The 18,740-nt window shown below is 59.7% G+C and carries 18 protein-coding genes; 11 read left to right on the top strand and 7 right to left on the bottom strand.

Annotated features, from left to right (window positions below; translation table 11 throughout):
• Position 1: 1 nt before the first annotated feature.
• A complete protein-coding gene (locus tag JYP50_RS05755; protein ID WP_206559529.1) occupies positions 2-502 on the top strand; it encodes a DUF6702 family protein in 501 nt (166 codons plus the stop codon).
• A 51-nt stretch (positions 503-553) separates the two neighbouring features.
• Positions 554-1,588, top strand: coding sequence for a CobW family GTP-binding protein (locus JYP50_RS05750; RefSeq protein WP_206559528.1), 1,035 nt, complete (start codon positions 554-556; stop codon positions 1,586-1,588).
• On the opposite strand, the gene JYP50_RS05745 is transcribed toward JYP50_RS05750, so the two are convergent.
• Positions 1,573-2,133 carry a DUF3299 domain-containing protein gene (locus JYP50_RS05745; protein WP_241262866.1) on the bottom strand — a complete coding sequence of 187 codons (561 nt, stop codon included), beginning with the start codon at positions 2,131-2,133 and terminating at the stop codon, positions 1,573-1,575. The two genes, JYP50_RS05750 and JYP50_RS05745, sit on opposite strands and share 16 nt — an antisense overlap.
• Positions 2,134-2,298: 165 nt before the next feature.
• Here JYP50_RS05745 and JYP50_RS05740 point away from each other — a divergent pair, with 165 nt between their 5' ends.
• Positions 2,299-2,958 carry an ABC transporter ATP-binding protein gene (locus JYP50_RS05740; RefSeq protein ID WP_347136727.1) on the top strand — a complete coding sequence of 220 codons (660 nt, stop codon included), beginning with the start codon at positions 2,299-2,301 and terminating at the stop codon, positions 2,956-2,958.
• Positions 2,958-4,205, top strand: coding sequence for an ABC transporter permease (locus tag JYP50_RS05735; RefSeq protein WP_206559526.1), 1,248 nt, complete (start codon positions 2,958-2,960; stop codon positions 4,203-4,205). Before JYP50_RS05740 ends, JYP50_RS05735 begins: the two co-directional genes overlap by 1 nt.
• 175 nt (positions 4,206-4,380) lie before the next feature.
• On the opposite strand, the gene JYP50_RS05730 is transcribed toward JYP50_RS05735, so the two are convergent.
• Positions 4,381-5,235, bottom strand: coding sequence for a helix-turn-helix domain-containing protein (locus JYP50_RS05730; RefSeq protein WP_206559525.1), 855 nt, complete (start codon positions 5,233-5,235; stop codon positions 4,381-4,383).
• A 147-nt stretch (positions 5,236-5,382) separates the two neighbouring features.
• On the opposite strand from JYP50_RS05730, the gene JYP50_RS05725 reads away from it, so the two are divergent.
• Complete coding sequence (locus JYP50_RS05725; RefSeq protein WP_206559524.1) at positions 5,383-7,578, top strand: TonB-dependent receptor; 2,196 nt, start codon at positions 5,383-5,385, stop codon at positions 7,576-7,578.
• Positions 7,579-7,784: 206 nt separating this feature from the next.
• On the opposite strand, the gene JYP50_RS05720 is transcribed toward JYP50_RS05725, so the two are convergent.
• The gene (locus JYP50_RS05720; protein ID WP_206559523.1) at positions 7,785-9,353 is read right to left on the bottom strand and encodes a winged helix-turn-helix domain-containing protein; all 1,569 of its coding nucleotides are present in this window, start codon (positions 9,351-9,353) and stop codon (positions 7,785-7,787) included.
• Positions 9,354-9,515: 162 nt separating this feature from the next.
• On the opposite strand from JYP50_RS05720, the gene JYP50_RS05715 reads away from it, so the two are divergent.
• Positions 9,516-9,740 carry a tautomerase family protein gene (locus tag JYP50_RS05715; protein WP_206559522.1) on the top strand — a complete coding sequence of 75 codons (225 nt, stop codon included), beginning with the start codon at positions 9,516-9,518 and terminating at the stop codon, positions 9,738-9,740.
• Between the two features lie 190 nt (positions 9,741-9,930).
• Here JYP50_RS05715 and JYP50_RS05710 read toward each other — a convergent pair whose 3' ends face one another.
• Positions 9,931-11,229, bottom strand: coding sequence for a GGDEF domain-containing protein (locus JYP50_RS05710; protein ID WP_206559521.1), 1,299 nt, complete (start codon positions 11,227-11,229; stop codon positions 9,931-9,933).
• Between the two features lie 247 nt (positions 11,230-11,476).
• Here JYP50_RS05710 and JYP50_RS05705 point away from each other — a divergent pair, with 247 nt between their 5' ends.
• Positions 11,477-11,827, top strand: coding sequence for a DUF3127 domain-containing protein (locus JYP50_RS05705; RefSeq protein ID WP_206559520.1), 351 nt, complete (start codon positions 11,477-11,479; stop codon positions 11,825-11,827).
• Between the two features lie 198 nt (positions 11,828-12,025).
• On the opposite strand, the gene JYP50_RS05700 is transcribed toward JYP50_RS05705, so the two are convergent.
• Positions 12,026-12,616, bottom strand: a complete 591-nt coding sequence (locus JYP50_RS05700; RefSeq protein WP_206559519.1) for a TetR/AcrR family transcriptional regulator — start codon at positions 12,614-12,616, stop codon at positions 12,026-12,028.
• 86 nt (positions 12,617-12,702) lie between these two features.
• On the opposite strand from JYP50_RS05700, the gene JYP50_RS05695 reads away from it, so the two are divergent.
• Positions 12,703-13,494 carry a crotonase/enoyl-CoA hydratase family protein gene (locus JYP50_RS05695; RefSeq protein ID WP_206559518.1) on the top strand — a complete coding sequence of 264 codons (792 nt, stop codon included), beginning with the start codon at positions 12,703-12,705 and terminating at the stop codon, positions 13,492-13,494.
• 279 nt (positions 13,495-13,773) lie between these two features.
• Here the strand turns inward: JYP50_RS05695 and JYP50_RS05690 are convergent, their stop codons facing one another.
• Both JYP50_RS05690 and JYP50_RS05685 read right to left on the bottom strand, forming a co-directional pair.
• Positions 13,774-14,415 carry an HD domain-containing protein gene (locus tag JYP50_RS05690; protein WP_206559517.1) on the bottom strand — a complete coding sequence of 214 codons (642 nt, stop codon included), beginning with the start codon at positions 14,413-14,415 and terminating at the stop codon, positions 13,774-13,776.
• Positions 14,416-14,766: 351 nt separating this feature from the next.
• The gene (locus JYP50_RS05685) at positions 14,767-15,078 is read right to left on the bottom strand and encodes a YdhR family protein (RefSeq protein ID WP_206559516.1); all 312 of its coding nucleotides are present in this window, start codon (positions 15,076-15,078) and stop codon (positions 14,767-14,769) included.
• Between the two features lie 251 nt (positions 15,079-15,329).
• Between JYP50_RS05685 and JYP50_RS05680 the strand changes: the two genes are divergently transcribed.
• From JYP50_RS05680 to JYP50_RS05670, 3 genes are all read left to right on the top strand, one after another.
• On the top strand, positions 15,330-16,304 hold the full coding sequence (locus tag JYP50_RS05680; protein WP_206559515.1) for a GlxA family transcriptional regulator: 975 nt from the start codon (positions 15,330-15,332) through the stop codon (positions 16,302-16,304).
• A gap of 309 nt (positions 16,305-16,613) precedes the next feature.
• Complete coding sequence (locus JYP50_RS05675) at positions 16,614-17,948, top strand: oxygenase MpaB family protein (protein ID WP_206559514.1); 1,335 nt, start codon at positions 16,614-16,616, stop codon at positions 17,946-17,948.
• 13 nt (positions 17,949-17,961) lie between these two features.
• Entirely contained in the window at positions 17,962-18,666 is a 705-nt protein-coding gene (locus tag JYP50_RS05670; protein ID WP_206559513.1) for a CerR family C-terminal domain-containing protein, read from the top strand.
• The last annotated feature ends 74 nt before the right edge of the window (positions 18,667-18,740 follow it).

Here is an 18,740-nt window from a genome sequence, read left to right as displayed (position 1 = left end):
CATGAACCGACTGTCTTTGATCATTTTCCTGGCACTTCTTGTCGGCGCGCCCGGGGCGCTCGCCCACCCCTGGCACACCAGTTTCGCCGAGCTCGGCTGGAACGATGACGGCGACACCCTGGAAGTATCCCTGCGGGTGCTGCCAGAGGACCTGGAAACCGCCCTTACCTGGCGCAGGGGTGAGACAGTGGTGCTGGCGGACAACCCGGATGTCCGCAGCCAAACCCTCGCGTACCTGGCCGAGCGTTTCCTGCTGCACAGCGAGTCCGGGGAAGTCTTCCGCCCGGGCAGACTGCTGGGCATGGAGATCGGCCACGATGCAGCCTGGCTCTATTTCACAATTGCCGCCGACACCGGGCTTCGCCTCAGCCTGTACAACGCCGTGCTGATGGACGTTGAAGGCACCCAGACCAATCGCGCGCGTCCGCTGTGGCTGGCGCCGCGGGACACGCTGCTTTTCACCGCTGCCCGTCCCGAGCAAAGCCTGTGGCAGGGGCGCTAGGCCGCCGGCCCGGGCTTCTCCCTGAAACTCTAGTATTGTCGAATAGTCGCCATGTCAAAACTGAAAGCCATCCCCACCAATGTCATTACCGGCTTCCTGGGCGTCGGCAAATCCACCGCCATCCTGAACTTGCTCAAGCAAAAGCCCGCTGACGAGCGCTGGGCGGTGCTGGTCAACGAATTTGGCGAGGTGGGCATCGACGGCGGCCTGATCACCGGGCAGGAAACCGAGGAATCGGGTATTTTTGTTCGCGAGGTACCCGGTGGATGCATGTGTTGCGCCGCCGGACTGCCCATGCAGATTGCCCTGAACAGGCTACTTGCCCGCGCCAGGCCACACCGCCTGCTGATCGAACCCACCGGCCTCGGCCATCCCCGGGAAGTACTGGCCGTGCTGGGCACTGACTACTACCGGGAACTCCTGGACCTGCGGGCCACCATCACGCTGATCGATGCCCGCAAGGTGCACGAGGATCGCTATACCAGCCACCCCACCTTCAACCAGCAGCTAGCCATTGCCGACGTGATTGTCGCCAACAAGGCCGACCGCTACCAAAGCGCGGACTTTCCCGCGCTACTGGACTTTTTGGAGCGCACGGCGAATCTCGGGGACAAATCGGTCTTCCAGGTAAGCCAGGGGGCATTGCGGCTCGACTGGCTGGCGGCACCGGCCGGCCACCATGCCCCCCTGCATCCTCACGACGAACACCGCGATAGCGAACGGAAGACCTCGTCATCGATCCTGGAAACGCCCGAGATCCCCGAGACGGGCTACCTGTGTATTGAGAATAAGGGGGAAGGCTTTTTCAGTCGGGGCTGGATATTCAACCCCGGGTGGACCTTCGACGCGCGCAAGCTCTACGCCCTGCTACTTGGCGTCGATGCGGAGCGGGTCAAAGGGGTATTTATCACCGACCAGGGCATTACCGCCTACAACAAGGCCGACAACGTGCTGACCGCGGTCGAACTGGACGACTGCGTGGACAGCCGTGTCGAGTGTATCAGTAGCGACGCGTATTCATTCGAAACCCTGGAAGCGGAACTGCTCGAGTGTGTGCTGGCCAATAGCCCTTACTCTTCGGTGTAGGGCTCGACCCGCTCCACCGCGATGGCATAGGCGGCGGTGGCGAGCTCGTTCTCGGTGGTCGTCGTGCTGAGCTGGCCCGACAGCCAAAACGGTTCGTAAACCGACTGTAGCTGGAAACCTTCATCGTACTCAGCATAAACGATTTGGTTGGGCGGCGGTGGCGGCATATGGATGCACGCGCCAAAATACGGTACCAGGAAAAACTTGGTGACCCGCTGTTCTTCACCAAACTCCAGGGGTACGATAAAACCCGGCAGCCGTATTGCCTGGCCATCAAACGTCGACACTACCCGGGTCGATATCAATGCCTGCTGATAGCGGCTGTCACTGGCTTGCTCGATGGCCAATTGCATTTGGCTGGCGATCTGGTCCTCTGCCGAGCCATCGGCAATGTTGTTCAATGATTCGGGCGGATTGAGCAGAGCGTCCAGGTCGTCCTCCGGCATCAAATCGATCCATTCGATGGTGCGGTAGCCATCGCCCTCCGTCGCCTTTTCCTCCTGGGCCTGCGCGAAACCCGCACACAGCGACAATAGTGGCAGCAAAGTCAGGACACTGGCGAACCGCGTCAAAAAAGATAGTTGCGACTGTAGCAAAACGCCTTCCTCTTCCGGATGTCACAAAAAAGCCAAACAGCGGGCCCGTCGTTATGGTAAGTTATATCGTATCCCAACACCATTCGCGATACTGTTACGGGAGCCCGGGCCTTGGTGGTATCTGTACAAAACCTCCGTTTTCACTACGACAAAGCGCCAATACTGGATATCCCCCGATGGACCGTCGAAACCGGCGAGCGGATCTTCCTCCACGGCCCGTCGGGAGCCGGCAAATCCACCCTGCTGAACCTGCTCGCGGGCATCCTGCTACCGGACAGCGGAACCATCGAGGTGCAGGGTAAGGCGATCAACACGCTCGGAGCCCGGCAACGCGACAAGTGGCGCGCCCGCCATATCGGGGTGGTGTTCCAGCAGTTCAACCTCATCCCCTACCTGGGCGCCGTGGACAATATTCGCCTGGCAGCGGGGTTTGCCGGCGCCACCGGGGCCAGCGGCCGGGCCAGGGAACTGCTGCTCGCACTGGGGCTTGCCGAGGAGCAACACCACCAGAGCGCCTCGCGCCTCAGCATCGGCCAGCAACAGCGGGTGGCGATCGCCCGGGCCCTGGTCAATCGTCCCGCCTTGTTGATAGCGGATGAACCCACCTCGGCGCTGGACCGGGAAAATCGCGATGCTTTCCTGTCGCTGCTGCTGAACCAGGCCGGGGAGTGTCGCACCGCGCTGGTGTTTGTCAGCCACGACCTGGCACTGGCGGATCGCTTTTCCAGAACCGAGGCCCTGGCGGATATCAACCGGGCGGAAGGCTGTCACTGATGTTTTTCCGCCTCGCGCTATCCAGCCTGTGGAACCGCCGGGGTTCCGCCGTACTCACCTTCCTGGCGATCGCGGTCAGTGTTTTTGTACTTCTGGGCGTGGAACAGATCCGCCACCAGGCCAGGAGCAGTTTCGGCAATACCGTCTCCGGGATCGACCTGGTCGTCGGCGCCCGCACTGGCGACATCAATCTCCTTCTCTACTCGGTATTCCGGCTGGGCAACGCCACCAACAATCTCGCCTGGCAGAGCTACCGGGATATCGCGGCGGACCCGAATGTTGCCTGGACCATTCCCATTTCCCTGGGAGATTCCCACCAGGGCTACCGGGTGATGGGAACGACCACCGACTACTTCACCCACTTTCGCTTCGGCCAGGGCAGATCACTGGCGCTGGCGATGGGGTCGCCCTTCTCCGATCTGTTCGATGTGGTGCTCGGCAGCGAGGTAGCGCGAACTCTCGGCTACCGGCTTGGCGACGAGTTGACCCTCGCCCACGGCCTGGGCAGCACCAGTTTCAGCCGGCACGACGCCAACCCCTTCCGAGTCGCCGGCATCCTCGAACCCACCGGCACGCCGGTGGACCAGACCCTGCACGTCAGCCTGGAGGGTATCGAAGCCATCCATATCGGCTGGCAGGGCGGAGTGAAGCTGCCTGGCCTGCCGGCTACGGTGGAAAACATAAAGGAGCAAGACCTGACGCCGGAAAGCATCACCGCCTTCATGGTCGGCCTGAAATCCCGGCTCGCGACCTTCCGCCTGCAGCGGCAGATCAACACCTACCCGGGGGAACCCCTGACGGCCATCCTGCCCGGCGTGACCCTTACCCAGCTGTGGCAGATGATGGCGGTGATGGAAAACACCCTGCGACTGATCTCCGCGCTGGTGCTGCTCGCCTCCCTGCTGGGGCTTGCCGCCATGCTGCTGGCCTCGATTCGCGAGCGCCAGCGGGAGATCGCGGTCATGCGCGCCATCGGTGCCTCGCCCTGGTTTCTACTGGCCCTGGTGGAGGCCGAGGCCCTGCTGATTACAGTCGGCGCGACACTGGCCGCCGTGGCATTACTGGCCCTGGCCACCAGCGCTTCCAGGGATGCTCTGGCCGAGCGTTTCAGTCTGTTTTTCGACAGTAGCCTGATCACCCCGGATTCGTTGGTCTATCTACTGGCGATTGTTGCCGGTGCACTGGCCATTGGGTTGATACCGGGTATCACGGCATATCGACGCGCCTTGCAGCAGCAGCTCGGCTAGTCGCGGCATGTATAGAAGCGGGATTACCGGAAAGCCATCTGCGCGACGATCTGCATGTCTCCTCCGTCCTCAGCGACCAGCGCGGGGCGATCTCAACGCTGTCCACGCCGTGTAACGGCGTGGGCCTGTGGAGGCTCGCGTCGTAGACCACCGACAGGCGATTGTCGGACAAATGTCAACGCCTCCCTCTCCATTGTGAGGGTGTACAGCCTACGACGCGTCGAAACGCCGCGGAAAACTTTCCCGGATTCTGGTAACCAACACAGAGCGCCGTATCAATCACATTCTTGCCGTCATCCAGCATTCTCTTGGCCTCAATCATGCGCAAACCGACCAAATAACTATATGGCGCAACGCCGGTCGCCGCGCGCAAGGCTCGTGAGAAACGCCTCGGCTCCATACCAAGCGCCGCCGCCAACTCGGGAACCCGGATATCGTGGGCAATCCGGCCTAGTACATACTCCCTGACCCGACCGATCTGTCTTTGATTCAACGCCCGAACATTACCAGCGGGGGCGAGCTGGCCCCGCTGCGTCGTTACCCGCCGCAGAATAATATCGATGCCTTCATCGATAAACGCAGAACTGGGTCCGTGATACTCCGCGCATGTCCAAATGGCTACCAGAACGGACCGTATAACTTCATCCCTCACAACGCGAGAGGGAATATTGTCGAGCTCTTCGAGAGCACAACAAATGCCCTCCCTCGAACCGGCGGCGCTCGGTTCAATCGCCAGACCCAGCATATCGACATCGGGTGAGGCGAATTCCGTGCCGCGCAGTGGTGTCCGCACCAAAAAATCCCCCGGATGCCAATTCAATGTCGAAAGTCGACCGCGGGCGTTGTATTTAACCGTACCGCCGCCGGATATGCAGAGCCCCATCTTCAAATGCGCTCCGAAGTCCTCGACACCTTCGGTTGCGGGAAAGAACGATCGAACCAGCACTACGGATCGTTCTGCATTGGTAATAATTGACGCTGCCGGTGCCTGCGACGACAGCGAGCTCACAATACGGTCACCGGGATCCATCTGGCCGCGCTCCCATTTTTAGTTACAACATATCATATCAGTACTGGCGAAAATGGAGCAATTGTCCGTTCCGGAGCTGAGCGACGCGCAACTATGGATTACGTTGTTCTCGCTTTAATACCCACCTCTTCTGGAACGCAATTCTGTATGATTTCGAAAGCCCGTTTCTCAGCCCTATCGGTCATTCCGCTTGGAATAACCGTACTGTCACTGCAATCCACCGCAGCCGAACAAGTCGGCAACGATGACTCCCCTCATATCGAAGAAACGATCGTGACCGGTAGCAAACGCGATACCACCTTGATCGAATCCGACCTCTCGGCAACGATCATCGACAGTAATATGATCGATGAGGTTAGACTGCGAGACTTCCGTCGTATTGACGATTTGGCCCCCAATGTCCAGTTTAGTGAATCCGGGCAACGCGGCAGTATCTACATTACCGTCCGGGGTGTGGAATCCAATCCTTTCATTATCAACCGTGCGGCGATATATATTGATGGCATTCCCTTTCGCGAACTCAGCAATTCGGTTTTGAACCAGACCCAGTCCATCGAGGTGCTCCGCGGCCCCCAGGCCACACTCTATGGCGCGAACACTGAATCCGGGCTGATCATCGTTAGCACCAAGCAACCCTCGGAAGAAGTCAGTGCTGAACTGCGTTTGACGGGTATCGACTTCGAGTCCGGCAATGGCCTCGAGACTGATGGTTTTATATCCGGCCCGATTATCAGGGACAAACTCGCCGGGTCCATTGCATTCAATGTCGCGGAAGAAGATGCCTATGTGAAGAATCTCGGGACTTCGACCGGCGAGACCGGAAAAATCGACGAGACCTTTCTCCAGGGAAGGCTGCGTTGGACACCAACTGACACGCTCACGGTGAACGCCACGGCCTATTGGCTCGACATGGACGCGCCGGGCCTGTTTGACCAGCAGTATATGCCGCTGGACATCGATCGCTACAATGCGCTGTACGCCGATTATGCCAATGGCGGCCGCAGGGCGGACGGATGGACGACTTTTGAGGACGCGCCAAAATTAACGACGGAAGAGGAATGGGTAATAGGCATCAGTGCCACCCAAGCTCTCGACTACGGCTCACTCGATCTTGCAGCCTCCTATCGTAAGCTCGAAGAGAATGCCATGGGCCTTGATTTCGACCTAACGGCTTCGCCGCTGGTCTCGGCATCTGAAAAAGAGCAAGAAGCCTTTACCAACCTGGAAGCGCGTTTTTCATCGCCTGAAGTCGATGTCATCGACTATATTATTGGCGTTTCTTACTACCAGGATTATGAAGAAAACGCCAAGGCAAGCTTTATCGGCACCGGCGGGCTTGACTCCTATATCGCGGCACCCGCCCAACGCAAGGAAAGCGAAGACTATGGCGTTTTCGGATCAGTCAATTGGTACCTCACGCCAAAGTTGAGGCTGAGCGGCGGGCTCAGGTACGACAATGCCACACGCAGTACACAGCAGAAACAGGGCCAGCTTGATCTCGGATACGGATCGATCGTGTACTATGTTGACGCAGACCTTACCGAGACCTACGAGGCTTTCCTACCAAGGCTTGCCGCACACTATACGGTGAGCAACAATTTTTCCGTGCATGCGACGTTGGCCAAAGGCTATATCCCCGGCGGCTTCAACCTTGTGGCGGTTCAACAGGGCTATAGCGACCCGGATATCATATCCTATGACAGCGAAGCGCTGTGGAGCCGGGAAATCGGATTCAAATGGCGTTCCGCCGACCGGCGCATGCGTGCCTCGGGCGCAGTTTTCCACATCACCTCCGACAGCTGGCAGGAAGTGCAGATTGCAACCGACGAAACAGGCAGGCCCGTCAGTTCGGATTTTATCAGTTCCGATGCCTCAATCCGCAGTCAGGGCGCGGAGCTTGAAGGCCATTGGCAGGTTACGGACGCGCTCTCGGTCGATGCACATATCGGTTATGTCGACGCGGAATATCGCGACCTACAACTCGATGATACGACCAATGTAAAAGGCCAATCAATCCAGCTGGTACCCGAATATGATGGTGGCCTGGCGCTGCGATATGAATGGCCGAACGGCTTCTTTGTGCGCGGCGAAGCCGGTTTTACTGGAAAAATGGCGCTGCGCGCCCGCGGTGACGCCATTCAGGACGCGGTGGAGACCTTTGGACTACAGGCAGGTTACAAATCCGGCCGTTGGGCGGTGCGGATCTTTGGCGATAACCTTAGCGACGAACGCCGAGGCAGTGGCTTGGCCATTGAAAATCTTGCGTTCGGTACGGATGGCTTGTTTTACTCCCCCCTCGACGCCCCCCGGATTATTGGTGTCGAATTGGAGGCCTGGTATTAAGGCTGGTTTTTTCTCCCAACAGCGCTGCAGACGGCCGGGGCTCTTTCCATCAGCCCCGGCCATGGCAGCGGATAGGGCCGACAGGAGCTGGCCTCTGCAGCATGACTCATGTTCAAACCTGAGACGATGTCCGGGATCGCGGCCTTGGTATCCTCGCGCCATAGAAAGGCCTGGAATATCTTGGCAACAACTGCCGGTTGGGCGGCTTATTTGAATCCCAGCTCCGCCAGGGCGCTGTCCATGCGCTTGCGCTGCACGGGGTCGCGGATCGGAAACGAACGGAAGAAGTCTGCCTGCGTCAACGCGGGCACTCGCCGCCTGACATCCGCTGCCCACTCTCGGGCCCGCGCCTTCTTTCCCGCCAATTGACAGGCCACCGCGGCAATCAGCGCAATCAACACATGGGCTCCCGGTGCGCGAGCGCCCCGGTCCGCCCAGTCGGATGCCTGCTCGTCCTGTCCCAGCGTAATGTGGGTAAGCCCGCGCGCCGCCAGCATGGCGTAGTAAAGCGGGTCCAAGGGGCTCAGGCGCATCGACAGGTCCAGGTGGCCCATGGCATCCGCGGCGGCCCCGGCCATGGACTCGGTCCAGGCTCTGGCATAAATGCCCTGGGCGTAGTTCGGGCACAGCGAGGTGGCGCGCTCGAGCCACGCGGCGGCGCGTTCCAGGTCGGACTCGAGCCAGTAGGTGCGCCCCATGGTGAAATTGACAAAGGGATCGAGCGGATCGAGGTCTACGCCCTGCTGCGCGCAGGCTCGCGCCCGTACCACCTCGGCGTCGATATCGCCTGTCTGGCCCATGAACGCGTTCTGGAAATGCACGAAGGAAAGCCCGGCATGGGCACGGGCGAACCCCGGGTCCCGCGCGACCGCCTGGCCAAACAACTCCGCGGCGGCGGCATTGTCCTTGCGGTTAAAGCGGTAGATGTGCTGCAAGCCGAGATGGTAGGCGGACCAGGCATCGAGGTTACCCGGCGCTTTGAGGCGGGCGTGGGCAGCTTCATGCTGCGGGATCTGGACTTCCAGCTGGCCCAAGACGGTCGCGCAGATCTGCTCGCGCATGGCGTGCACGTCCCGTACCCCTCCACTGTACCTGTCCGCCCAGATCACCTCTCCAGCACCGGTATGCGCGAGCTCGCAGGTCACCGCAAGTCTTTTCCCGGACACCTCCACGGTCCCCGAGAGACAGTACTGAACCCCCAGCAGCCGGCGCACCTCGGCCAAATCGACGGTGTCGCCGCGCAAGCGGAACGATGAGGCCCTCGCCACCACGAACAGCCAGCGCAGCCGTGAAAGCTCCGCTATCAATTCGTGCGGAAGACCATCCGCTATCGCGCGCCACTCCACGGCGTCCCCAAGCGAGTGAAAGGGCAACACCGCAATGGACGGCCTGGCATCCGCCTGTGGCGCGGTGGCCGCTGCCCCATTGTCGTTGACCGCGGCAGCCGGTTCGACGAACGGCGCCCGCAGGATGCGCGCGCTGGCGACAAAGCGCAGGCCCTTGCCATGCACGGTGCGGATATAACACTGGGCCCTGCCATCGTCCCCCAGCGCTTTGCGCGCGGATTTTATCCTGCTGGCAAGGGCCGAATCGCTGACAATGCGGCCATCCCAGATCCGTTCGAAGATTTCCTCCCGGGTGACCAGCCGGTCGCGCTGCTCGACCAGCAGCGCAATCAGTGCGAAGACCTGCGGTTCAACGGCGCACAACTCCCCCGCACGACGCAGCTCGGCGCGCCCGAGATCGAGTTGAAAGTCGTCGAATGCGTAGATCACTCACACAGAATAGCCCAGCGGGACGGGTGCCGTGAGCGAAAATTCCACGAAATCTCCATGACTTCTCCAAGTTCCACCTCCGGTTTTTAGCAACAATGCACCTGTCGGCGTCCTGAGGGACGCGTCACAAGCGACTTACCCGAAACCTAGAGGAAGACAACGATGCCACTCGTCACCATTGATGTTATCAAGCATGTTTTCACCCCCGACCAGAAAGAGGCCCTGATCGAGAAGGTCACCGAAGCCATGATTGCCGTGGAAGGTGAGAATATGCGGCCCGTCACCTGGGTTCGCATCCAGGAATTTGAAGGCGGTGATTGGGCAATCGGCGGCAACCGGCTAGCCGCTGCCGATGTCCACGCCCTGCAAAAGGGCAACGCCGCTTGAGGTGGATATAGCAGTGCTCGCCATCACCCGCCCCAGGGGGTGGCGAGCCCGACAGATCCTTCATTGCCAGGGTGATGCCCGGGAAGGCCCTACCCTATCCCGGCCCGTTCGATGGCGCCGCGCAGGGTCGGGTTACTGCCCGGATCAAGCCCGCCGGGCATCGAGGCGACATGGATGAGTCGCGCGTGCTTCAATCCCCACTGACCACGTATCGATTGCGGCCGCCAGCTTTGGCCTCGTAAAGCGCGGTATCGGCAGCCTCGACAAGCGAGCCATCATCGTGTTCCCGATTGCCGACCGCGACCCCCAGACTGATGGTCACCGGTATCGCAGTCTCCCGGTAGTGAATTTCAGCGCGCTCGATTGCGCTCCGCAGACGTTCCGCCACCTCGCCAGCTCCGGCCCGGCCGGTATCGGGCAAAAGGGCGGTGAATTCCTCGCCCCCGGTACGAAACAGCCGGTCGTAAGGCCTCAAAACCCGCTGCATAGTCGTCGCCGCCGCCTTTAATACCTGGTCTCCCGCAGCGTGACCGTAGGTGTCATTAACCGCTTTAAAATGATCAATATCGATTGCCAGAATAGACCACCGCTCACCAAAACGGTCGAGGCGGGAGCGCATTTCCGTCAAGGCCTCGTCAAACTCCCGCCGATTGGGCAGCCCCGTTAGGGGATCTCTGCGGGCCAGCTCAGCGAGCTTTGACTCGGATGCGCGAACCCGATCGATCATTATGTTGAATTCATTTGCGACACGCCCCAGTTCGGGCGGGACGTCCACTTCGATGCGGTGGTCCCGCTCGCCATCGGCAAACTTAAGGGCACCTTCAACCAGGCGATCGACGCTGCCGGACAGCATCTCGCTGATCAAGCGCACACTGAATATTATCGTCAACAGGGAAACGAACGCGGCGATAGCCAGCACCCACAAGGAACGTTCATAGAACAGGCTGGCGACCCCGTAGTCACTTTCAACAATGCTGTCCAATTTCCGGTATACCGCTGCGAGTTTGTCAATCGCCGATTCGACCCGGCCATGATACTGGAGCAACAGCTCGACCAACCGTGGGTCCCCGTGGGGATGGGCAGTATGCAACAGCGTGTTCGCCGCTTGATCCGCCTCGGTCCAGTCGTCGAGTGAACGCCTTGCCAATCCAGCGATTTGGCTATCATCCCCCAACGCCTCAAGCAAATTGGCAAACTCGCCTTCTATTTCGGCTCGCAGCATACGGTAGGCATTGGCATGCTGTGGATTCCTGTCCTCCAGGTACTCGTCGACCGGCACGACAGAGCCCTGGATGTGTAGCCGCAATAGCTGAACCGGCGCAATCTGGTGGCGCATTCGATACGAAACATCCGCATACGACGCGATTACGCCCCGGTCAAGCAGCTGAAAGGTCAATGCGGCGAACACAGCCAGCGGCGCCAATGCCAACAACAGGGAAAAGGCGACCCAGGACCGCATGGACCGGGTTCGCAACATCCGCTTTATCATATGTGACTCCAACACCACTGAAGGCGCGCTCAGTGGGCCAAAAGGCGGCAACGATACCCCAATTCATCGTCCCCCTCCATACTGGGTTTGCGGCGTACGGGATCATGCCTGCCCGGGAACGGCCAATTCCGCCAGATGAATAACGCCACAAAAGCCGCGTCTGAAATCAAAATTTGGTAAACTGCCCGCGAATTCCAACGACGACAAAGGGGATACGGCCAAACGAGGCCCGATCCTATGGTGATATGTGAGTTACGAACTGAGCGGCAAGATTAAGCTGATCCAGGAACCGCAAACATTCAATAGCGGTTTCACCAAGCGAGAGATGGTGGTTATCGTGGAGGATGGCAAGTATCCCCAGGAGATCAACCTGGAGTTTGTGCAGGACAAAGTGTCACTGCTCGACAGCCTGCAGCCCGGACAAGAGGTCAAGGTCAATTTCGATATTCGCGGTCGCGAGTACAACGGCCGCTACTTCAACAACCTCCAGGGTTGGCGGGTGGAAGTGCTTGGCGGTGCCGCGGCCGCACCGTCCGCGCCCGCGGGCTTCGGCGGCGAGGAGCCACCACCCTACTCAGACGACGATATTCCTTTCTAACAGTACTCTGCCTGGACACGGTTTGCCGCGGCACACAGCATGCTCCCGCTTGCCCCGATACTTGCCGGCATCGGCCGGGCAGTATCTCGGCCGGCGGTGTCCAGGCCCCTTTAAAACGCCGCGGGCTCTCGACTGAATGCGCGCCCACAGTCCATCTCACGCGCACTACAAGCGCCACGGAACCAACCACCGCCAGGGTTACGCACCTTCTCCGGCACGCAGATCACAGCCAACCAGCAGAGCGGCCGCGTTTCCAGCCTCTCGCACATAGGCCGGATCATGATGGACCAGCATCGTAGACAGCGCTCCCTCCAGCAGGAGTAAAACATGACGGGCTGTCACTTCGGCATTCGCGAGATTGTAGCGGTGAAATTCCCCAGCCAACCACTGCTCAACATTCTTCTTGTGTGAAGAGGCAACTTTGATGGCCGGGTGGCCTGGCTTGTTGGCAAGCTCTCCCTCGGTGCGCTGAAACCCGCACCCCCGCCACTTCGGGTGGCTTGTGGCTTTCGAAATACCATCAAACACGGCGCGAATTTTGTCGGTAACCTCGCCTTCCTGCCCGTCAAACCACTTCTGATAGGTATGGAGGTTTACCTGATCCCTGGTATTGAGGTACGCGGCAATCAGGTCGTCCTTGCTCTGAAAGTGGTAGTAAAGCGTACGCTTGGTTATACCGGCTTTTTCAGCAATCGCATCGACGCTCGTGGCTCTGATTCCCGCCATGTAAAACAGCTTGTTGGCTGCCTCAACAATGCGCCGCTTGGTATCGGTCTTCCTGGCCACCATTGATGTATACCGTATAGTGAGTGTACAAAATTCTAATGCACACATACGATTTTCCTCAACAAACAATATCCAACGAGGATTACGTGATGAAACAGCTGGTTCTAACCGAACGAAAAGGCGGCATAGCCCTGCTGACCTTGAATCGACCGGAAAAGCTAAACGCCCTGAATTACGCCACCAATGACCGCCTGCTTGAGCTGCTGGACGAGATTGAAAATGACCCGGCCATTCGCGCTGTAATATTGACGGGTGCGGGAGAAAAGGCTTTCTCCGCGGGGGGCGATATCCACGAATTTACTGAGAGCATCAAGCAGGGTCAGGATATCGCGGTCAGGGAATTTGTGCGTCGAGGGCAACAAATGACATCCCGGATCGAGTTTTTTCCAAAACCGGTTATTGTCGCGGTAAACGGCATGGCGTTTGGTGGCGGCTGCGAAATTACCGAGGCCGCGCATTTGGCCGTCGCCAGTGAAAGGGCAATCTTTGCAAAGCCTGAAATCAACATTGGAATTCCTCCCACGTTTGGTGGAACCCAACGCCTGCCCCGACTGGCCGGGCGAAAGCGCGCCCTGGAACTACTGCTGACAGGGGATCGTTTTTCACCCGAGCGCGCCCATGCCATGGGCTTGATCAATCAAATCGTTCCACATGAAGAGCTGATACCCGCCGCTATTCAGCTGGCTAACCGCATCTTGCGGCACTCCCCCTTGGCTACCGCACGTATTATTTCAGCCGTTACTCGAGGCCTGAACACGACTATTGGTGAAGGGCTTGAGATTGAGAAAGAGCAGTTCGCTCGCATGGCTCAAACCGAGGACGCCATCGCGGGCCTTGAGGCCTGGATCGAGCGCCGAAAGCCCGTCTACAACGGCCGCTAAAAGGCCCACTGGCCACGGGAGAGGTCGCACTTCCGGTGGCGGACGCGCGCGTCGTCGCCCAGCGTATCCAATATGCTACCCCGACGGGCGCTCCGCACTCCGCGAATGTCGTGCTATGGCGGAGCGCGGCTACCCGTGCCTATTTTTTTGGCACCCGCCCTTGGTGGCGTTAATCCACATCGGTTCGTAGACGCGCATTTCCTGTCGCCTCGACGCAGATGATGCCCGCCGGGCGAATCCGCGGATTCACCCTGGCGAGGGAAGCCAACTCGAGAACGGTCATCCCGACCAGGCCGAACGGCGGATGACGCTGCAGAAATTACCGCCATGGAAATGCGGCTCCTTATCGGCGATCACATCGGCTTTCACATTGCCGAAGGTGGTGCCCGGTTTATGCTTGATACCGTCATAAAACAACTGAATGATGTCCTCTTTAAAGTTGGGGCTGCGCGGGAAGGCTTTGACGATAAACTCCCTGGCCTCATCGCTATACTGCTGGTAGGTAAGACCAAGAACGTCCATCTCCACACCCGCGGTGACAAGCGCCACGACGGGATGCATATGAACCGGTACGCCCGGCGTGGTATGCAGGGCGATGGCCGTCCAGACGGTGTAAACGTCTTCTTCGGCAATACCGTGGCTACGCAAAAAGTCGCGCGCGGCATTGGCGCCATCGACCTCGAACCGCTCGTCTTCGCTACTGTGGCTCGGCATCAGGCCAATGTCGTGAAACATCGCGCCCGCGTAAAGCAACTCGCGATCAAACTCCAGCCCCCGCTGTAAGCCAGCGAGCGCACCAAAGCAGTAGACCCGGCTCGAATGGTTGAACAGCAATTCCGTCTCCGTATCACGGATGTATTCGGTCACCGCCTGGGCGAGCCTGGAATCGGGAATAAAAGCGTCTTTGCTGAACCGTGGCATGTGCATCTCCTATCAGGTTTACGTAGAAAAAGGATAGAGGCGACACACCATGTCCTCAATAAACTTAACACGTCTGTAAAGGACATTTTAGGGCTTTGCAAGACGCAGGGCATGGGACTGAAAAAAACTGCTTGCCGGCGTCGCGAGGCCTGCGGTTTCTCGACGCGCTTGATCCCCGAATGCAGCATTGAGAATGATGGTTCAAGCTAGATGCCCGGACTGACCACCCCCTCTTCGATTTATATCTACACCCCGAACAACGGACATCCAAACCCGGGCATCACCGTTACCCAAAAGATAGCGCACCCTCGATGGAAAACAGGAAGCGTGTCCTCGGCACAAAAAACACGGTCAATCGCTGATGATTTCCCCCGCGACGTTGTCTACCACAAGAGGTGTATCGAGATAGGTTATCTCCGGCTGCGAGCCGTATTTTTCGAGAACGAACGCTTTCCAGCTATCCGTGTAAACGGCCTCGGCATCTTCACGGGATCGCCAAAGATAGATGCCACCTACGGTACGGCCATCATCGGAGAGGACATAGCATTTACGAAAGAGTCCCGGCACATTTTGATACTTGTGTGCCGTAGTCAGAAAAATGCTCTTCGCCTGCTCCGGGGAAACCGGTTGTGGCAATGCAAATCTGGTAATCGCTGTAATCATTGATCCTCCTCAGGCTCAACATCAACTCATTTTGCAGGCTATTGAAAATCGCCAGGGGCTTCCGCAAGCGACGGCGTAACCCCCCGCCGTATCCCAGAACGCCCACTTCCGCCATCCGCTCCAACGGCCGCGGCCTGCAGAGCTCCAGTCACGATGACGTGTACAGACAGGATAGAGGCGGGATACCATGTCCTCAAGAGTCACCATACGTCCACAAAGGACATATTCCGACCACCTGGGTCGCGCATCGCATGAAGACAAAAACCATTGTTATCGTGGCCGTGCCCGGCGTACAGCTACTCGACGTGTCCGGCCCCTTGGATGTCTTCGCCGAGGCGAACGTTCAAGCCGGGCGCCAGGCATACCGACTCCTTGTCGCGGCTGAAGATCCGGGGCCGGTCCGCAGCTCATCAGGGGTGAGCCTCGTGCCAGACCTGGTCATTTCCCGGGATACCCGGACATCGATTGATACGCTGCTGGTTGCGGGCTGCCCAAACGCGGCGGCAACTGGCGCCGGCACGGCGACAACCAACTGGCTCAAGCGGAAAATCCCCAGGGTCAGGCGTTACGGCTCCGTCTGTAGCGGTGCATTTTTCCTTGCGGCCACGGGCCTGCTCCGCGGGCGCCGGGTTACCACCCACTGGGCAGTGGCTGAACAGCTTGCCGAACGGCACCCGGACTTAGTCGTGGAACAGGATGCCATACATATCAGCGACGGCCCCTTGCGTACCGCGGCGGGCGTCACGGCGGGGCTCGATCTCGCGCTTTCCCTGGTGGAGGAAGATCTCGGACGCGATATCGCAAAGCGCGTCGCAAGCCAGCTGGTGATGTTCTTCAAGCGTCCCGGCGGCCAGATGCAGTTTAGCCGCAACCGCGAAACCGCCTTGGCGGGGCGCGCGGCCCTTCAGGAGCTGCAACGCTGGATCGCGGCCAACCCGCAGCTCGACCATAGCATCTCCAACCTTGCCCAGCGCCTGCATCTGAGCCCGCGTCACTTTTCACGGATGTTTCGCAGCGAAGTCGGCGTCACCCCGGCAACATGGATCAAGGAGGCGCGAGTCGACGCCGCGCGCCGGCTGCTTGAGCAGGGCCAGCTCGCCCCCAAACAAGTCGCGGCGCTTTGCGGTTTTGCTGATGCGGATACGCTCAGGCGCGCTTTTGTCGGCCTTGTGGGGGTCACACCCGCGGAATATCGCAAGCGTTTTGCCTCGATACCGGCCGAGTAGCCCCTAGCCCGGCAAACCCCGATCCAAGAATCACTTTCAGTTCCGAGGGCTTTCACGCTCCGGGCGCGAGGAACTGCAGGTGCGTGCCATCGCAACGACCATCCCGGCAGCAACGGCGTGGCGGCCACCTGGCGACGCGCGGCCTCCTCCCACGCCCTGGAATCGTCCGGCGAACCTTTCAAATGGCGGTATCGGGAAAGCCGTCTATTCGATTGCCTTCGCTCCATAGCGGGAGCTCTTTCACCATCAAAGAAATTATCATACGATACATATTTATCAATTGATAAAAATAATTGGAGCGGTCGCCCCATGACAAAGCTGCAGCCTCCCCTCTACCCTGACGCCGTTCTGGCGCAGAAAACCGACATTCCCTCGATCTATGGCAATGTCGACTTTTCCATACTGCCGGAACGTTATGTCAGCGACGTGGACATCGGTAGCCAGCGCTCCTCGCGGTTCAAACGCTACGCCGGGAGCGCGTTGTCCGACCCCGCGCGGGTCGAGAACATCCGCAACTACACGATGACCGGCGACAGGGTGGCGGACGCCTATGCCGCCCTGATTCCCCGGTACGGATTCCGCGCGCTGGTGAGCATGCTGGAAGACGCCTGTGACAATGGCCTGGAGGCCGTGCCCGACGCGCCGCCGGAACTGGTCGCGTTCATTCGCGCCATGGAGACAATACCGGAGTGGATCGATCTGGGCATGGTGGAGGAAGGCGCCCGGCAGGAGCGGGTCCCCATCGCCACCCTCTCTCCCTTCGCGATAAGGGGGGCGTTCATCGCCACCTTTATGAACAAGTACACCGCATTGCCGATGACAATGACGGGCACCCTCTCGGATGCGAAATCCGCCAGGCGCGTGTTCGAAACCGCCAGTTTTTTCACCGCCACGGTAATGCCCGGCGCGCTGCAACGCTTTGGCAAGGGTTTCAAGGCGGCCGCCAAGGTCCGCCTGATGCATTCGATGGTGCGTTTCAATATCATGCGTTCGGGCAGGTGGGATGTCGCCACCTACGGCATCCCCATACCCCAGGTGGACCAGATGCCCGCGGGGCTAATCGGCATCTTCCTGCTGTCCTTCGAGATACTGGCAAAGGGGCGCACCCAATTCACGCCCGGCGAGCGGGCGCGGGTGGAGCTCTCCCGCTACCGCTGCTACTTGCTGGGCCTGCCGCGGGAGTTGCTCGGGGAGACGCCGCAGGAAATTGTCGACCTGATGACGGCGCGGAGGCTGTCCCTGAAGGAAGAATACGACGACCAGGTCTGCGGCGAACTGGTGCGGGGCACGATGGACGCGGAGCTGTTTACCGACCCCTCCCTGCGCGGCCGGCTGCACCGCTGGATGGAGCGCGGGTTCTCCAAGTTTTTTTTCATCCACAGCTTCTGCGAAGGCAAGGCAGGCGACGCCAGGACGATCGGAATCCAGTACAGCCTGCAAGACAAACTCGCTTCCGTATTGACGCTAATCGTGGTCACCGGCAGCGCCAAGCTCTATAAACTCGGCATGCGCATCCCCGGTCTGCGTACGCGGGTTGACCGACACCTGGTAAAGCGGGTCGCCTCGCTACTGGACACTTACGGCCACGCCGATTTCATCACCGACGCCACACAGTACAAACTGGCGACTACCGACGAAACATAGGAAGGCAGGCTTCATGGCCACAAAAGCGAATACCCGGCAGGTGTACCGGCAGTCGAACACCGGCTATTCCAAGAGCGCGGACACGCGCAAGGCGATCCTGCGCGCCGCCATCGTGGCATTCGGCCGGGCCGGGTACAGCGCGGCGACCACCCGCCAGATCGCCGATGCCGCCGGCGTTAACCAACCGGCAATCAACTATTACTTCGGCGGCAAGGACGGCCTCTACCAGGCCTGCGCCCAGGAAATACTCGACAATTTCAAAGGCCCTCTGGAGCAGGTATCGCTGCGCGCGCTGGAAGCGATAGGCGCCGGGCTGGATCGCAAGGGGGCGGCGCGCCAGTTGCAGGAACTGCTATCGGCGCTGGCGGAGGTGATGATCCTCTCCGAAGAAGTCTCCGAGGCGGCGGGCTTCGTCGGCCGCGAGATGCGCGAGCCGGGGCTTGCGTACCAGATGCTCTACCGCAACCTGTGGGCGCCGGGGATCGAGCTGGCGGCCGCCCTGATTGCGATCGTGAAAGGACGGGCGGAGGTCGAACCCGCCGACCGGGTGGATGCGATCATGATGATTTCCGGCATTTCCGCGTTCGCGCCCGGGCACTCTGTTTCCATGCAGGTGATGCAGTGGCAGGCAGCCGGCAAAGACGGCAAGGCCCTGGTGCTGGAGCGGCTGGAGGCGCAGATTCTCGGGTGGGCCAGGACCCCCGCACCTGGCGGATAGGACCTTGCGCTGGCTAGCACTGACAGCCGTACCGCGGCACGCCGGCAACCTCGTTGATTCAGCAGCCCGTTGGG

The organism is Parahaliea mediterranea (genome assembly GCF_017255185.1).
Classification (GTDB): domain Bacteria; phylum Pseudomonadota; class Gammaproteobacteria; order Pseudomonadales; family Halieaceae; genus JAFKCZ01.
Note: the sequence above shows the minus strand (reverse complement) of the source record. Positions and strands in the feature narration are given on the sequence as shown.

Excerpts from the sequence above, each read along its gene's own strand:
- JYP50_RS05755 (WP_206559529.1), top strand. The coding sequence starts at position 2 with ATGAACCGACTGTCTTTGATCATTTTCCTGGCACTTCTTGTCGGCGCG.
- JYP50_RS05750 (WP_206559528.1), top strand. The coding sequence starts at position 554 with ATGTCAAAACTGAAAGCCATCCCCACCAATGTCATTACCGGCTTCCTG.
- JYP50_RS05735 (WP_206559526.1), top strand. The coding sequence starts at position 2,958 with ATGTTTTTCCGCCTCGCGCTATCCAGCCTGTGGAACCGCCGGGGTTCC.
- JYP50_RS05730 (WP_206559525.1), bottom strand. The coding sequence starts at position 5,235 with ATGGATCCCGGTGACCGTATTGTGAGCTCGCTGTCGTCGCAGGCACCG.
- JYP50_RS05725 (WP_206559524.1), top strand. The coding sequence starts at position 5,383 with ATGATTTCGAAAGCCCGTTTCTCAGCCCTATCGGTCATTCCGCTTGGA.
- JYP50_RS05715 (WP_206559522.1), top strand. The coding sequence starts at position 9,516 with ATGCCACTCGTCACCATTGATGTTATCAAGCATGTTTTCACCCCCGAC.
- JYP50_RS05710 (WP_206559521.1), bottom strand. The coding sequence starts at position 11,229 with ATGATAAAGCGGATGTTGCGAACCCGGTCCATGCGGTCCTGGGTCGCC.
- JYP50_RS05700 (WP_206559519.1), bottom strand. The coding sequence starts at position 12,616 with ATGGTGGCCAGGAAGACCGATACCAAGCGGCGCATTGTTGAGGCAGCC.
- JYP50_RS05695 (WP_206559518.1), top strand. The coding sequence starts at position 12,703 with ATGAAACAGCTGGTTCTAACCGAACGAAAAGGCGGCATAGCCCTGCTG.
- JYP50_RS05690 (WP_206559517.1), bottom strand. The coding sequence starts at position 14,415 with ATGCCACGGTTCAGCAAAGACGCTTTTATTCCCGATTCCAGGCTCGCC.
- JYP50_RS05685 (WP_206559516.1), bottom strand. The coding sequence starts at position 15,078 with ATGATTACAGCGATTACCAGATTTGCATTGCCACAACCGGTTTCCCCG.
- JYP50_RS05680 (WP_206559515.1), top strand. The coding sequence starts at position 15,330 with ATGAAGACAAAAACCATTGTTATCGTGGCCGTGCCCGGCGTACAGCTA.
- JYP50_RS05675 (WP_206559514.1), top strand. The coding sequence starts at position 16,614 with ATGACAAAGCTGCAGCCTCCCCTCTACCCTGACGCCGTTCTGGCGCAG.
- JYP50_RS05670 (WP_206559513.1), top strand. The coding sequence starts at position 17,962 with ATGGCCACAAAAGCGAATACCCGGCAGGTGTACCGGCAGTCGAACACC.